The 12,997-nt window shown below is 65.1% G+C and carries 13 protein-coding genes; 8 read left to right on the top strand and 5 right to left on the bottom strand.

From position 1 onward, the window contains the following. Positions 1-47 precede the first annotated feature (47 nt). Positions 48-959, top strand: a complete 912-nt coding sequence (locus QX071_RS06885; RefSeq protein WP_315701640.1) for a LysR family transcriptional regulator — start codon at positions 48-50, stop codon at positions 957-959. On the opposite strand, the gene QX071_RS06880 is transcribed toward QX071_RS06885, so the two are convergent. From QX071_RS06880 to QX071_RS06870, 3 genes are all read right to left on the bottom strand, one after another. Further along, entirely contained in the window at positions 960-2,210 is a 1,251-nt protein-coding gene (locus QX071_RS06880) for a LysM peptidoglycan-binding domain-containing protein (RefSeq protein ID WP_315701641.1), read from the bottom strand. Positions 2,211-2,278: 68 nt separating this feature from the next. Beyond that, positions 2,279-3,109 (bottom strand): SDR family oxidoreductase, encoded by an 831-nt coding sequence (locus tag QX071_RS06875; protein ID WP_315701642.1) that lies wholly within the window; start codon positions 3,107-3,109, stop codon positions 2,279-2,281. Positions 3,110-3,442: 333 nt separating this feature from the next. Then, complete coding sequence (locus tag QX071_RS06870; protein WP_315701643.1) at positions 3,443-4,351, bottom strand: LysR family transcriptional regulator; 909 nt, start codon at positions 4,349-4,351, stop codon at positions 3,443-3,445. A 119-nt stretch (positions 4,352-4,470) separates the two neighbouring features. On the opposite strand from QX071_RS06870, the gene QX071_RS06865 reads away from it, so the two are divergent. Both QX071_RS06865 and QX071_RS06860 read left to right on the top strand, forming a co-directional pair. Continuing rightward, the gene (locus tag QX071_RS06865) at positions 4,471-4,746 is read left to right on the top strand and encodes a DUF3551 domain-containing protein (RefSeq protein WP_315701644.1); all 276 of its coding nucleotides are present in this window, start codon (positions 4,471-4,473) and stop codon (positions 4,744-4,746) included. A 72-nt stretch (positions 4,747-4,818) separates the two neighbouring features. Beyond that, positions 4,819-5,022, top strand: coding sequence for a hypothetical protein (locus QX071_RS06860; protein ID WP_315701645.1), 204 nt, complete (start codon positions 4,819-4,821; stop codon positions 5,020-5,022). 54 nt (positions 5,023-5,076) lie between these two features. On the opposite strand, the gene QX071_RS06855 is transcribed toward QX071_RS06860, so the two are convergent. Both QX071_RS06855 and QX071_RS06850 read right to left on the bottom strand, forming a co-directional pair. Then, positions 5,077-5,460, bottom strand: coding sequence for a cell division protein ZapA (locus tag QX071_RS06855; protein WP_315701646.1), 384 nt, complete (start codon positions 5,458-5,460; stop codon positions 5,077-5,079). Continuing rightward, positions 5,457-5,795, bottom strand: coding sequence for a DUF4164 domain-containing protein (locus tag QX071_RS06850; RefSeq protein WP_315703104.1), 339 nt, complete (start codon positions 5,793-5,795; stop codon positions 5,457-5,459). Before QX071_RS06850 ends, QX071_RS06855 begins: the two co-directional genes overlap by 4 nt. 323 nt (positions 5,796-6,118) lie before the next feature. Between QX071_RS06850 and tkt the strand changes: the two genes are divergently transcribed. From tkt to QX071_RS06825, 5 genes are all read left to right on the top strand, one after another. Next, positions 6,119-8,104 (top strand): transketolase, encoded by a 1,986-nt coding sequence (gene tkt / locus QX071_RS06845; protein WP_315701647.1) that lies wholly within the window; start codon positions 6,119-6,121, stop codon positions 8,102-8,104. Positions 8,105-8,343: 239 nt separating this feature from the next. Then, the gene (gene gap / locus QX071_RS06840) at positions 8,344-9,351 is read left to right on the top strand and encodes a type I glyceraldehyde-3-phosphate dehydrogenase (RefSeq protein ID WP_315701648.1); all 1,008 of its coding nucleotides are present in this window, start codon (positions 8,344-8,346) and stop codon (positions 9,349-9,351) included. 103 nt (positions 9,352-9,454) lie between these two features. Then, on the top strand, positions 9,455-10,648 hold the full coding sequence (locus QX071_RS06835; protein ID WP_315701649.1) for a phosphoglycerate kinase: 1,194 nt from the start codon (positions 9,455-9,457) through the stop codon (positions 10,646-10,648). A gap of 60 nt (positions 10,649-10,708) precedes the next feature. Next, entirely contained in the window at positions 10,709-11,776 is a 1,068-nt protein-coding gene (fba, locus tag QX071_RS06830; protein ID WP_315701650.1) for a class II fructose-bisphosphate aldolase, read from the top strand. A gap of 198 nt (positions 11,777-11,974) precedes the next feature. Then, positions 11,975-12,997: a class I fructose-bisphosphate aldolase gene (locus QX071_RS06825; RefSeq protein WP_315701651.1), complete on the top strand. Its 1,023-nt coding sequence runs from the start codon at positions 11,975-11,977 to the stop codon at positions 12,995-12,997.

Here is a 12,997-nt window from a genome sequence, read left to right as displayed (position 1 = left end):
AAATCTGAAAGGATTATCCGGTCAGAGCGGACAATCGGAGATCGGACATGGACCGCTTTGCCAGCCTGACCGCCTTCGCCGGGGTGGTCGAAACCGGCGGCTTTTCAGCCGCGGCGCGCCGCCTCAACATGTCGACCACCATGGTCAGCAACCATGTGCAGGCGCTCGAGGACCGCCTGGGCGTCCGGCTGCTCAATCGGACCACCCGGAAGGTGAGCCTCACCGAGATCGGCAAGGCCTATTACGACCGCACCGCGCAGATTCTCGCCGATCTCGAGCAGGCGGACGACATCGCGAGCGCCTTGCACGCGACCCCGCGCGGCACCCTCCGGGTCCATTCGGCGACCCATATCGTGCCGTTCATCGCACCGGTGGTGGCGCACTTCCTCTCCAGCTATCCAGACGTCAAGGTCGAGCTGATGATGGGCGAGACCAGTGTCGATCTGATCGAGGAGGGTTTCGACGTGGCGCTACGGCTGACGACGCCGCCGGATTCCAGCCTGATCGTCCGCAGCCTCGCGACCTGGCGGCATGTGCTGTGCTGCTCGCCAGGCTACACGGAAAAGCATGGGCCGCTGCAAACGCTGGACGAGTTGAGCGCACGCAACTGCTTCCGTCACGCCAACTATCCGTTCGGCACCGAATGGCGCTTCGTCGATCGGGACGGGCACCCGGCATCAGTACGCGTGTCCGGCAATCTCGTATCGAGCAGCGGCGAGGCCTTGCGGCGTGCAGCGCTCGAGGGCGTCGGAATTGCGCTCGCGGCCGGCTTTCTGGTGCGCGACGATCTCGAAGCCGGACGGCTGGTGCGCCTTTTGCCCGAGTACCGGCCGGTGGAGATGTCGATGAATGCGGTTTACCCACACCGGCATCACCTGTCCGCCAAGGTCCGGGCCTTCATCGACATGCTCGTTCGGCACAGCGCCGAGCACCAGAAGCTGATCGACCCCTATGCGTAATTACGGCCGCTTTGGAAGCACGAAGACCTGGCCGGGATAGATGAGGTCGGGATTTCGGATCTGCTCGCGGTTAGCCTTGTAGATGACGGCGTAATGCGCGCCGATGCCAAGCGCCTTCCGGCTGATATGCCACAAACTATCGCCGCGGGACACGGTGACGGTGGCGATCTTGGATACGACCACAGACGACGGATTGCCTTCATCCGGCGGGACAGTGCCGGAGGCGTCGGCCGATGCCGTCTGCCGCGCCGCACCTTTCTCCGGCGCGGCCGCTGCAGGCTCCCGGGGCGACAGCGCAGCCGTCATCTCGGGCACCGTGACCGGCACCTCGGCGCGGCTGCGGACTTTTCCAGATCCGGACTCCACCTCGTCGAGCCTGACACGATAGCGGCCCGGCGCCACGCCTTCCTTGATCGTGATGGCAACCCGCCCGTCTGCGCCGGCCGTCGCAGACGCGATGAAGCTGTCGTTGAGATAGAGCCTGACATCGGCGCCGGGATGCGCGCGGCCGCTCACCTGGAGCTTGCCGGAGGCATCGACGTCGGCCGTCTCCACCGCCACGCTCTCCGCCGGACCGGTCGGGCGCGATAACACGACCGTCGGCTTATCGGGGGTCATCAGCGCCACCATCGGCCGCTCGCCGGCAGATTTCTGGCGCTCGCTGGTGGGATCGATCACCACTGCCACGCTCTGCTTGGACGCGATCTCCTTGCCGTCCGGCTGCCTGGCGCGCAGGGTCAAGTCGTAGGTTCCGGGTGGCAGCGGGCGCGGCACCATCGCGAACTGTCCGGACTTGCCCACAACCGCCCGATCATGCACTTCGCCATTGCGCAACAGCTCGACCGTCGCACCGGGCGCCGCCCGGCCGGCGACCACGGCCTCGCCCGTCGGCTCGACACTGACGACATCGAACGACGGGGTGCCGTCGTCCGGTGCCGAAGGAGATGGCGATGGTCCCAGCGTCGCGGCGAGATCGCTGGCCTGTTTCTGCACCCCGGCGAGGGTCGTGGGGGCGGCCTGCTGCGAAGTCGGCGGCTTCGCAGCATCGCTGTCGTTGCTCGCCGAAGGCGCGACGGGGGCCGGCTGATCATGGCGTGTGAACAGGTCGCTGAAATAGAGCGGCGCCAAGCTACCGCTGACGACAATCGCCACCAGCAACAGGATGACTCGGATGTTCGATGTCCTGCTCACCACGTTCATCGACTGGCCGGACCCGTTAAGCGCGACGAATTGTTCCCTGATCACAATCACGAAACCGGCTCGACATTGCGCCTCCTCAGGCCATTCATCAAGCCCGTCGTAGCACTGTCCCCGCAGAGTTAACTCGCCCAGTTGTCGCGGAATTCGGGAAACAGCGAGACGCCGCCGCAGGCATAGAGGGTCTGGCCGGTGATGTAGCTCGCCTCGTCCGAGGCAAGGAATGCGAACACGGCGGCAATCTCCTCCACCGTGCCGACCCGCCCCATCGGGATGTGGGATTCAACAGCGGCGCGCTTGACCGGATCGTCGGTCCAGGCCGCGTTGATCGGCGTGTCGATGGCACCCGGGCCGACGGAGTTGACGCGAATGCCGCGGCCGGCGAACTCGAGCGCCAGCGTACGGGTGAGACCCGCCATCGCGCTCTTTGAGATCGAATAAGCGAGATAGCCTGGTTTCGGGATGATCTGATGGACGCTCGACGTGTTGATGATGTTGCCTCCTTCGCCGCGCGCAACGAAATGCGCCAGCGCATGTCGCGCACAGAGCACGGCGCCGGTGAGATTGACCTCGAGGATCTTGCGATAGGTTTCGACGTCCAGCGCCTCGCTCGGCGACTCCCGCTGGAAGCCGGCATTGTTGACCAGGCAGTCGAGCCGCGGCCAGCGCGACAGCAGCGTCTCGAACATGGCGTCGATATCGGCCTCGACGCCGATATCGGCATGCACGATGACATGGTCGCGCTTCTCATGTCCGCGCGCGGCCGAGGCCGCCTGGACCCGCGCCAGCGCGTCTTCCGCCGCCGCGCGCGGACCGATGTAGTTGAGGGCGACATGCGCCCCCTCCTGCGCGAAGCGAATGGCGACCGCACGGCCGATGCCTTGCGGCGCCCCGGTGACGAGGGCGTAGCGGTCGAGAAGGCGGGACGGGAATTGGGGCGGATTGGCTGACATGCTCTGCTCCGGCTTCAGGTGCGCGCTCAAGCTCTAGCAGACTCGCACGCCCAAATGGAGTTCCGCTTGTTTCGATCGCGCGTGCAACAAATCGGGTAGGGTGGACAAAGCGACTTGTCCGCCGTAGCCCGAAGGGCGAAGGCGGAGGCGTGCCCACCAATTTTTTCCAGCTCGATAGGCCGTGGGCACGGCGCTCCGCGCCTTTGTGCACCCTACAACTCTGCAGAACGACAAGGCAGGTATCGAGACGATGATGCGCGTGATCAACGCCTGGCGCGGCCGCGATCACCGAGACATCCGCGGACAGATGGACACAGCACTCAGGAGAGTGCCCTATGCCGGCTGCTTCTTGCGCCAATCCTTGACGAAGCGGAGAAACACCTGGAGTGGCGCCGGCGTCTGCCGGCGGCTCGGATGATAGAGAAACAGTCCGGGAACCAGATCTTCCCAACCGTGCAGAACTCGGACCAGCCGGCCGGTCGCGACATGCCCGCTCACGATCGGCTCAGGGAGATAGGTGATCCCGACGCCATCGAGAGCCGCATCCAGCTGCAATTCGACGTCGTTGATCGTGAGCGACCCCTCCACCGAAATCTCAACGCGCTGACGGCCTTTCGCGAAGGCCCATGGTTGTATCGCGCCGTCACCGGGGCGCCGATAGCGGATGCAGTTGTGAGCATGCAGGTTCTGCGGCTGCAGCGGAGCGGGATGGGACGCGAGATAGGCCGGCGCGGCAACCGCGAACAGCCGGAAGTCGTCGGTGACCCTGACGATCTTCATGTCGCGCTCGACCATGCTGCCGAGCCGGACACCCGCATCGAAGCGATTCCTGACGATGTCGCTCTCGGTATCGTCGACCGCGAGTTCCAGACGGATGTCCGGATAGGCAAGCAGGAACGGCTCGATGAGAGGAACGAGCACGCGAGATGCGAAAGCGCGGACCACGGCCAGGCGCAGCGTTCCCATCGGCTTGTCGCGGAAGAGATTGACGTTCTCGAGCGCGTCATCGACGGCGCGCAGGATCGGCTGCACCTCGCGCAGCAGGCGTTCGGCAGCTTCCGTAAGCGCGACACTCCGCGTCGTGCGATTGAACAACCGAACGTCGAGCCGGTCTTCAAGCGCACGGATGGTCTGGCTCACGGTCGGCGGCGAGAGTCCGAGCTGAGTCGCAGCGCGGGTGAAGCTGATCGATTCCGCCACCGCAGCGAAGGCAGCGAGCTCGCCGATCTCCAAGCGGCTCATTATTTGGCCTTTTCAAATAAGCTATTTGATTTCATCGGAATTATCAAAATAACAGATCGCCGGCAAGTTGGACTCATGGAGCATCGCCCGATGCCCCTCCTCCAACACTGGGTACACACATGACCATCATCTCCCGGTCGATCCGTCTCTCCGCCGCGGCCGCCTGCGCCGCCATATCCGTCACTGCCACAGCGCCGGCCGCACGTGCCGACGATTACTGCCTGATGAGCACCAGCGGCATGCGCGGTTGCGGCTACACCAGCCTCGCGCAGTGCCAGGCCCGGGCCTCGGGCGCCTCGGGCTATTGCGATCCCAACCCGTTCGGCAGCAGCGCCAACGCAAGCAATGCGATGGCCCAGTCGACGGCGCGACACAAGACCCGCCGTCACGACTGATTGCCCTCGCGTTGCGATCGCCTTCGCTGCGGCACAACGGAACCGCGGCGCGACGCGGCACGAACCGGCTGCATGCTGATCCTCGGCACGGCGATCGGCGCGAACTCCGGCTTCAGCCGTCACGGCATCGGCGGCGCGTTCGTGCTCGGCTTCGTCGGGCTGAGCCTCGGCGAGCTGGCCGCCCCCTGGTGCCAGTTCGATTTTGCGGCGTCATTGCTAGCGAAGCGAAGCAATCCAGATTCTTCGCGTAACCCTGGATTGCTTCGCTCGCAATGACGGAGCAAATAACACCGCTGTCGCGCTAGACACCTGTTAGTACGCGTCGGGCTCTCACCCGATCGCGACGCCGCCGCCGATGGTGCGGTTCAAAACCTGCGTCGTTTTCTCGATGCGCTCGGCGGCGGCGTTGAGCGCTTTCGCCACGGCCGTCTGGGTCGCGCGGGCGCGGTCGGTAGCCTGGTTGCGCACGCTGCGCAGGCCTTCGACCTCCTCCTCCAGCGCGCGCACGCGCTGATTGGAGTCGATCAGTTCGTCGCACACCGTGAGCGCCGCCATCACCGTCAGCCGGGCGTCGCCGATCTCGCCGAACTTGCCGCGCAGATTGGTGATGCGCGCTTCCAGGCTCTCGGCGAGCTTCAGCAGCCGCAGTTCCTGGCCTTCCTCGCACGCCATGCGATATTGGCGGCCGTTGATGGTGACGTTGATGTGGCTCATTCCTCGGCATCCTCGTCGTGACTTCCGCCACCGTTGAGCACCGCGCGAATGGTGCCGATCGCAGTGTCGAGCCGCTCGGCGATCTCGCGATTGGCGCGCTCGAGCTTGCGCGACTTCATCAGGGAGCCGTCGAGCTCATCGGCGAGCCGCGAACGATCGGCGCCGAGCGCCTGGATCCGTGTCGCCAGCTCGTCTTCATCGCGATCGGCCTCGCGGCGCCGTTCCACCGCACTCTCCAGCGCGTCCAGCGCCGCCATCAGGCGACGGGTCGCCGCTTCCAGCTCGAAAGCGGCAGGTTCCGCCTGGCCGGGAAGCGTGGCGGCATGATCACTCAGATGATCACTCATGGGTCGGACGCGGGCCCTTCGAGAAGCGCCCGCCGCGGGTCAAAAGCCGCCGTCCGGCAAGCGCTTACGGGCAGAAACTTACGTGCCGGGCGAGGAAAGCGCAACGCTGCGGCAAAACTATGCACTGCTAAGCGGATTTCCCGTATTTGTCCGGATAGCGCCTGCCCACCACGGAACGGGGCGCGGGTTTCCGCGTTTGATTGCCTTTCACTCCCGGAACCGAGGTGCTATCCAGCCCGGAATCTCGCACCATCCGCCGTTACCGGCGGGCTCCTCGTACACGGCATCTCATTTCAAGACGGATCTCCATCATGACGCAGGTCGATCATTCCCGCATGGCCAATGCCATCCGCGCGCTCGCGATGGATGCCGTCGAGAAGGCCAAATCGGGCCATCCCGGCCTGCCGATGGGCGCGGCCGACGTCGCCACAGTGCTGTTCACGCGCTTCCTGAAATACGATGCGGCGGCGCCGGCCTGGCCCGACCGCGACCGCTTCGTGCTCTCCGCCGGCCACGGCTCGATGCTGCTCTACGCGCTGCTCTATCTGACCGGCAACGAGGAGATGACGCTCGATCAGATCAAGCGGTTCCGCCAGGTCGATTCGCTGACGCCGGGCCATCCGGAGAATTTCCGCACCAAGGGCATCGAGACCACCACCGGCCCGCTCGGCCAGGGCATTTCCACGGCGGTCGGCATGGCGCTCGCGGAAAAGATGCTGCAGGCCGAATACGGCAAGAAGATCGTCGATCACCATACTTACGTGCTGGCTTCCGACGGCGATCTGATGGAAGGCATCTCGCAGGAAGCGATCGCGATGGCCGGGCACTGGAAGCTGAACAAGCTGATCGTGCTCTATGATGACAACGGCATCTCGATCGACGGACCGACCTCGATCGCCGATTCCGTCGACCAGGTGAAGCGCTTCAAATCGGCCGGCTGGGCTGCCGAACTGATCGACGGCCATGATCCCGCTGCGATCGCAACTGCGATCGAACGCGCGCAGAAATCGAGCAAGCCGTCGCTGATCGCCTGCAAGACCACGATCGGCTTCGGCGCGCCGACCAAGGCCGGCACCTCCAAGGTGCATGGCGAGGCGCTCGGGCCTGAGGAGCTGAAGGGCGCCAAGGAGAAGCTCGGCATCTCGCAGGAGGCGTTCTTCGTGCCGGAAGACGTGCTGAAGGCTTGGCGCGAGGCCGGGTCCCGCGGCGCCGCTGCGCGCGCCGAATGGGACGGGCGGCTCGCCGAGATGGGCCCGCGCAAGCGCGCCGAGTTCGAGCGCCGGCTGCGCCACGAGCGCCCCGCTTCGCTGGCGAAGGCGCTGAAGGACCACAAGAAGGCGCTGTTGGAAAATCCGCTCAACATCGCCACCCGCAAATCCTCGGAAGCCGCGATCGAGGTGATCGCCGCCGCGATGCCGATGGAGTTCCTCGCAGGCAGTGCCGACCTCACCGGCTCCAACAACAACAAGGCGAAGTCGGCGACCTCGTTCTCGGCCAAGACGCCGAAAGGCCGCTTCATCCATTACGGCATCCGCGAGCACGGCATGGCCGCGTGCATGAACGGTATCTTCCTGCATGGCGGCTTCGCGCCGAACGGCGCCACCTTCCTGGTGTTCTCGGACTACGCGCGGCCGGCGATGCGGCTGGCGGCGCTGATGGGCGCGGGCGTGGTCTATGTGATGACCCACGACTCCATCGGTCTCGGCGAGGACGGCCCGACGCACCAGCCGGTGGAGCATCTGGCGGCGCTGCGGGCGATCCCGAACATGCGCGTGTTCCGGCCCTGCGACGCGATCGAGACCGCCGAATGCTGGGAGCTCGCGCTCAACCGCACCAACGGTCCGACCGTGCTGGCGCTGACGCGGCAGAACCTGCCGCAGCTGCGGACCAATGCGCCGGCGGACAACCCGTGCGGCCGTGGCGGCTATGAGCTGGTAGCGGCTCAGGGCGAAGCCAAGGTCTCGCTGTTCGCGTCCGGCTCCGAGGTCGAGATCGCGGTCGCCGCCCAGAAGCAGCTCGCCGAGCGCGGCATTCCGGCGCGGGTGGTCTCGGTGCCCTCGCTGGAACTGCTGCTGGAGCAGCCGGCCGAAGCCCGCGCTGCCGTCATCGGTAACGCACCGGTGAAGATCGCGATCGAGGCCGCGGTGCGCTGGGGCTGGGATGCCGTGATCGGCAAGGACGGCGAATTCATCGGGATGCATTCGTTCGGCGAAAGCGGCCCCTACAAGGAGCTCTACAAGCATTTCGGCATCACCGCCGAGGCCGCGGTCGAAGCCGCGGTGAAGCGGTTGTCGTAAAAAAAGGGGGGCGCGCCGAGCGGGATCTCGGCGCGGTTCACCACGTTCCCTGGCACGCCAGCCGGGGAAGGCCAGATTGGCCGCAAGGGGCGGTTGAGCGATCGCAAAAAAAGGACTACGAAAGAGCCATACTATCCGCTCCCGTCCGGCAGAACCGGGCGTTAACACCGCGAAACACCCTGGTGGGGCCTGCATGGGTCCTCTCGCAGGGGTGAGAAACGTCATTGAAGGAGACGAAGATGGCAGTCCGGGTCGCAATCAACGGGTTTGGCCGCATCGGCCGTAATATCCTGCGCGCTATCGCAGAATCCGGCCGCAAGGACATCGAAGTGGTCGGGATCAACGACCTCGGCCCGGTCGAGACCAATGCCCATCTGCTCCGTTACGACTCCGTGCACGGCCGCTTCCCAGGCACCGTGACCGTCGAGGGCGACTCGATCAGCCTCGGCAACGGCAAGATCAAGGTCAGCGCCGAGCGCGATCCCACCAAGCTGCCCTGGAAGGAGCTCGGCGTCGACATCGCGCTGGAATGCACCGGCATCTTCACCGCCAAGGAGAAGGCCTCCGCGCACCTGACCGCCGGCGCCAAGCGCGTGCTGGTCTCGGCGCCGGCCGATGGCGCCGACGCCACCATCGTCTACGGCGTTAATCATGAAAGCCTGACCAAGGATCATCTGGTCGTCTCCAACGGCTCCTGCACCACGAACTGCCTCGCCCCGGTCGCCAAGGTGCTGAACGACACCGTCGGCATCGAGACCGGCTTCATGACCACGATCCACGCCTATACCGGCGACCAGCCGACCCTCGACACGCTGCACAAGGACCTCTACCGCGCCCGCGCCGCAGCGATGTCGATGATCCCGACCTCTACCGGCGCCGCCAAGGCGATCGGCCTCGTGCTCCCTGAGCTGAAAGGCAAGCTCGACGGCGTCTCGGTGCGCGTGCCGACGCCGAACGTCTCCGTGATCGACCTGAAGATCGTCGCCAAGCGCAACACCGATCCGAAGGAGATCAACGAGGCGATGAAGCGCGCCAGCGAGCAGGAGCTGAAGGGCGTTCTCGGCTACACCACTGCGCCAAACGTCTCGATCGACTTCAACCACGATCCGCACTCCTCGACCTTCCACATGGACCAGACCAAGGTGCAGAACGGCAACTTCGTGCGCGTGATGTCCTGGTACGACAACGAGTGGGGCTTCTCCAACCGCATGGCCGACACCGCCGTCGCGATGGGCAAGCTGCTGTAACTACATTCACCGTCATGCCCGGCCTTGTGCCGGGCATCCACGTCTTGGCCACAAGGCAAGCAAGACGTGGATGGCCGGGTCAAGACGGACGGAGATGTTCGACATGAAACTATTCCGCACCCTCGACGACGTCGACGTGAAGGGCAAACGCGTGCTGCTGCGCGTCGACCTCAACGTTCCCATGGACAACGGTCACGTCAGCGACGCCACGCGGCTGGAGCGCGTCGTACCGACCATCACCGAGCTCTCCGACAAAGGTGGCAAGGTGATTCTGCTCGCGCATTTCGGCCGCCCCAAGGGCCGCGACGAGAAGGAGTCGCTGAAGCCGGTCGCAGCCGCTCTGGCGGAGGTCGTGAAGCGTCCGGTCGGCTTCGCCGACGACTGTATCGGCGAGGCGGCCGCAAAAGCGACCGCCGCGATGAAGGATGGCGACATCCTGTGCCTGGAGAACACCCGATTCCACAAAGAGGAAGAGAAGAACGATCCGGCCTTCGTCGCGGAGCTCGCCAAGCTCGGCGACATCTGGGTCAACGACGCCTTCTCCGCCGCGCATCGCGCCCACGCTTCGACCGAAGGTCTCGGCCACAAGCTGCCGGCCTATGCCGGCCGCACCATGCAGGCCGAGCTCGATGCGCTCGAGAAGGCGCTGGGCACGCCTGCCCGGCCGGTGATCGCGATCGTCGGTGGCGCCAAGGTCTCGACCAAGATCGACCTGCTCGAAAACCTCGTCACCAAGGTCGACGCGCTCGTCATCGGCGGCGGCATGGCCAACACCTTCCTGCATGCGCAGGGCGTGCAGATCGGCAAGTCGCTGGCCGAGAAGGACCTGGCGCCGACCGCGCTGAAGATCCTGGAGAAGGCGGAAGCCGCGAACTGCGCGATCATCCTCCCCGTGGACGCGACAGTGGCCTATCATTTCCAAGCCAATTCGCCCTCATTCGCCTATGGGCTCGATGCCATTCCGCCCGACAGCATGATCCTCGACGTCGGCCCGCAATCGACCGCCCGCATCCATGCCGCGATCGACGATGCAGCGACGCTGGTCTGGAACGGCCCGCTCGGCGCGTTCGAGATTGCGCCGTTCGACCGCGGCACCATGGTCGCGGCCAAGCATGCGGCCGAGCGCACCAAGGCCAAGAAGCTGATTTCGGTCGCCGGCGGCGGCGACACCGTGGCGGCGCTCAACCAGGCCGGCGTCGCGCATGATTTCACCTATGTTTCGACGGCCGGTGGCGCCTTCCTGGAATGGATGGAAGGGAAACCGCTGCCGGGCGTGGAAGTTTTAAAAAATCGCTGACTTTGGACATACGAGGCTCGAGGCTTGCTCGCACCGGGCCCACAACGGAGAACAGGATCGATGGCTCGCATCACGTTGCGTCAACTGCTCGACCACGCGGCGGAGAACGATTACGGCGTCCCGGCCTTCAACATCAACAATATGGAGCAGGCGCTGGCGATCATGGAGGCGGCCAACGCCGTCGATGCGCCGGTCATCATCCAGGCCTCGCGCGGCGCCCGTGCCTATGCCAATGACGTCATGCTCAAGCACATGATGGATGCGTTGACCGAGATCTATCCGCACATCCCGGTGTGCGTGCATCTCGACCATGGCAACGAGCCCGCGACCTGCATGACGGCGATCCAGTCCGGCTTCACCTCCGTCATGATGGACGGCTCGTTGAAGGCCGACGGCAAGACCCCGGGCGACTGGGACTACAACGTCAACGTCACCAAGACCGTGACCACGATGGCGCATCTCGGCGGCATCTCGGTCGAGGGCGAGCTCGGCGTGCTCGGCTCGCTCGAGACCGGCATGGGCGACAAGGAAGACGGCCACGGCGCCGAGGGCAAGCTGTCCCACGATCAGCTGCTGACCAATCCGGACGAGGCCGTGAAGTTCGTGCGCGAGACCAAGGTCGATGCGCTCGCGATCGCGATGGGCACCTCGCATGGCGCCTACAAGTTCACCCGCAAGCCCGACGGCGACATCCTCGCCATGGGCGTGATCGAGGAGATCCACCGCAAGCTGCCGAACATGCATCTGGTCATGCACGGCTCCTCGTCGGTGCCGCAGGAGCTGCAGGACATCATCAACACCTATGGCGGCAAGATGAAGCCGACCTGGGGAGTACCGGTCGCCGAGATCCAGCGCGGCATCAAGAACGGCGTGCGCAAGATCAACATCGACACCGACAACCGCATGGCGATGACCGGCCAGATCCGCAAGATCCTGCAGGAGCACCCGGAAGAGTTCGACCCGCGCAAGTATCTGAAGCCGGCGATGGAGGCGATGACCAAGCTGTGCAAGCAGCGGCTCCAGGAATTCAACACCGCGGGCCAAGCCTCCAAGATCAAGCGCGTGCTGACCACCGCCGAGATGGCCAAGCGCTACGCCAAGGGCGAGCTCGACCCGACGGTCGCCTAAGCATGTCCCGCGCTGTCTCCTCGCCCCGCTTGCGGGGCGAGGCCACCTGACCAGCGCCTGGCGCGCGCTTCTCCAATAGCCACTTCGGCCTTCACGCCTCCGGGAACCCTGCCCCGCCCACAACAATGTTTTCTCGGCATCCGCCCGAGAACGGTCTATTTTGGCGAGCAGGGCAGGTGCACTCTGGAGCATGCCGTCATGAACCTCTCCGATCTCAACGACGTCGCGGTTGCCATGGTGACGCCGGGCAAGGGCATCCTGGCCGCCGACGAATCCACCGGCACGATCAAGAAGCGGTTTGATGCGATCAAGGTGGAGTCGACCGAGGAGAGCCGGCGTGACTATCGCGAGATGCTGTTTCGCAGCGCCGAGGGAATGAGCTACATCTCCGGCGTCATTCTCTATGACGAGACCATCTGGCAGCACGGCAAGGACGGAACGCCGCTGATCAAGCTGATCGAGCAGGCCGGCAGTATTCCCGGCATCAAGGTCGATGAGGGCACCCATCCCCTTCCCTTCTGCCCCGGCGAGACGATCACGGCCGGCCTCGACAGGCTGGCGGATCGCTTGACGAAGTACTATGCGCAGGGCGCGCGCTTCGCCAAATGGCGCGCCGTGATCGACATCGGCAACGACATCCCCTCCATGACCGCGATCCATGTCAATGCGCATGCGCTGGCGCGTTATGCCGCGCTGTGCCAGGAGGCGCAGATCGTGCCCATCGTCGAGCCGGAAGTGCTGATGGACGGCGATCACAACATCGACCGCTGCTACGAGGTCACGCGGCGCGTGCTCAACGAGGTCTTCCGCGAACTCCGCGTCCAGCGCGTTGCGCTCGAGGGCATGATCCTGAAGCCCAACATGGTCGTGCCGGGGAAGAAATCCATGAAACAAGCCTCGGTGCAGGAGGTGGCGGAGAAGACGGTTCGTTTGCTCAAGGAATGCGTCCCCGCGGCCGTTCCCGGCATCGCCTTCCTCTCCGGCGGTCAGTCCGACGAGGAGGCCACCGCGCATCTCGATGCAATGAACCGCATCGGCCATCTGCCGTGGCGTCTGACCTTTTCATACGGCCGGGCCCTGCAGGCGGCGCCGCAAAAGGCATGGTCCGGCAAGGCGGAGAACGTGGCGGCCGGCCAGCGCGCATTCGCGCATCGCGCTCATATGAACAGGCTCGCCAGCCTCGGCCAATGGGCAGCCGAATTGGAACGGAAGGCGGCATAA

Origin of the sequence: Bradyrhizobium sp. SZCCHNS1022, assembly GCF_032484835.1 — a bacterium.
Classification (GTDB): Bacteria; Pseudomonadota; Alphaproteobacteria; order Rhizobiales; family Xanthobacteraceae; genus Bradyrhizobium.
This window is presented reverse-complemented; position numbering and strand designations above follow the sequence as displayed.

Bases quoted from the DNA above. Each gene is read 5' to 3' on its own strand.
- QX071_RS06885 (WP_315701640.1), top strand. From the start codon at position 48: ATGGACCGCTTTGCCAGCCTGACCGCCTTCGCCGGGGTGGTCGAAACC.
- QX071_RS06875 (WP_315701642.1), bottom strand. From the start codon at position 3,109: ATGTCAGCCAATCCGCCCCAATTCCCGTCCCGCCTTCTCGACCGCTAC.
- QX071_RS06870 (WP_315701643.1), bottom strand. From the start codon at position 4,351: ATGAGCCGCTTGGAGATCGGCGAGCTCGCTGCCTTCGCTGCGGTGGCG.
- QX071_RS06865 (WP_315701644.1), top strand. From the start codon at position 4,471: ATGACCATCATCTCCCGGTCGATCCGTCTCTCCGCCGCGGCCGCCTGC.
- QX071_RS06860 (WP_315701645.1), top strand. From the start codon at position 4,819: ATGCTGATCCTCGGCACGGCGATCGGCGCGAACTCCGGCTTCAGCCGT.
- QX071_RS06855 (WP_315701646.1), bottom strand. From the start codon at position 5,460: ATGAGCCACATCAACGTCACCATCAACGGCCGCCAATATCGCATGGCG.
- tkt (WP_315701647.1), top strand. From the start codon at position 6,119: ATGACGCAGGTCGATCATTCCCGCATGGCCAATGCCATCCGCGCGCTC.
- gap (WP_315701648.1), top strand. From the start codon at position 8,344: ATGGCAGTCCGGGTCGCAATCAACGGGTTTGGCCGCATCGGCCGTAAT.
- QX071_RS06835 (WP_315701649.1), top strand. From the start codon at position 9,455: ATGAAACTATTCCGCACCCTCGACGACGTCGACGTGAAGGGCAAACGC.
- fba (WP_315701650.1), top strand. From the start codon at position 10,709: ATGGCTCGCATCACGTTGCGTCAACTGCTCGACCACGCGGCGGAGAAC.
- QX071_RS06825 (WP_315701651.1), top strand. From the start codon at position 11,975: ATGAACCTCTCCGATCTCAACGACGTCGCGGTTGCCATGGTGACGCCG.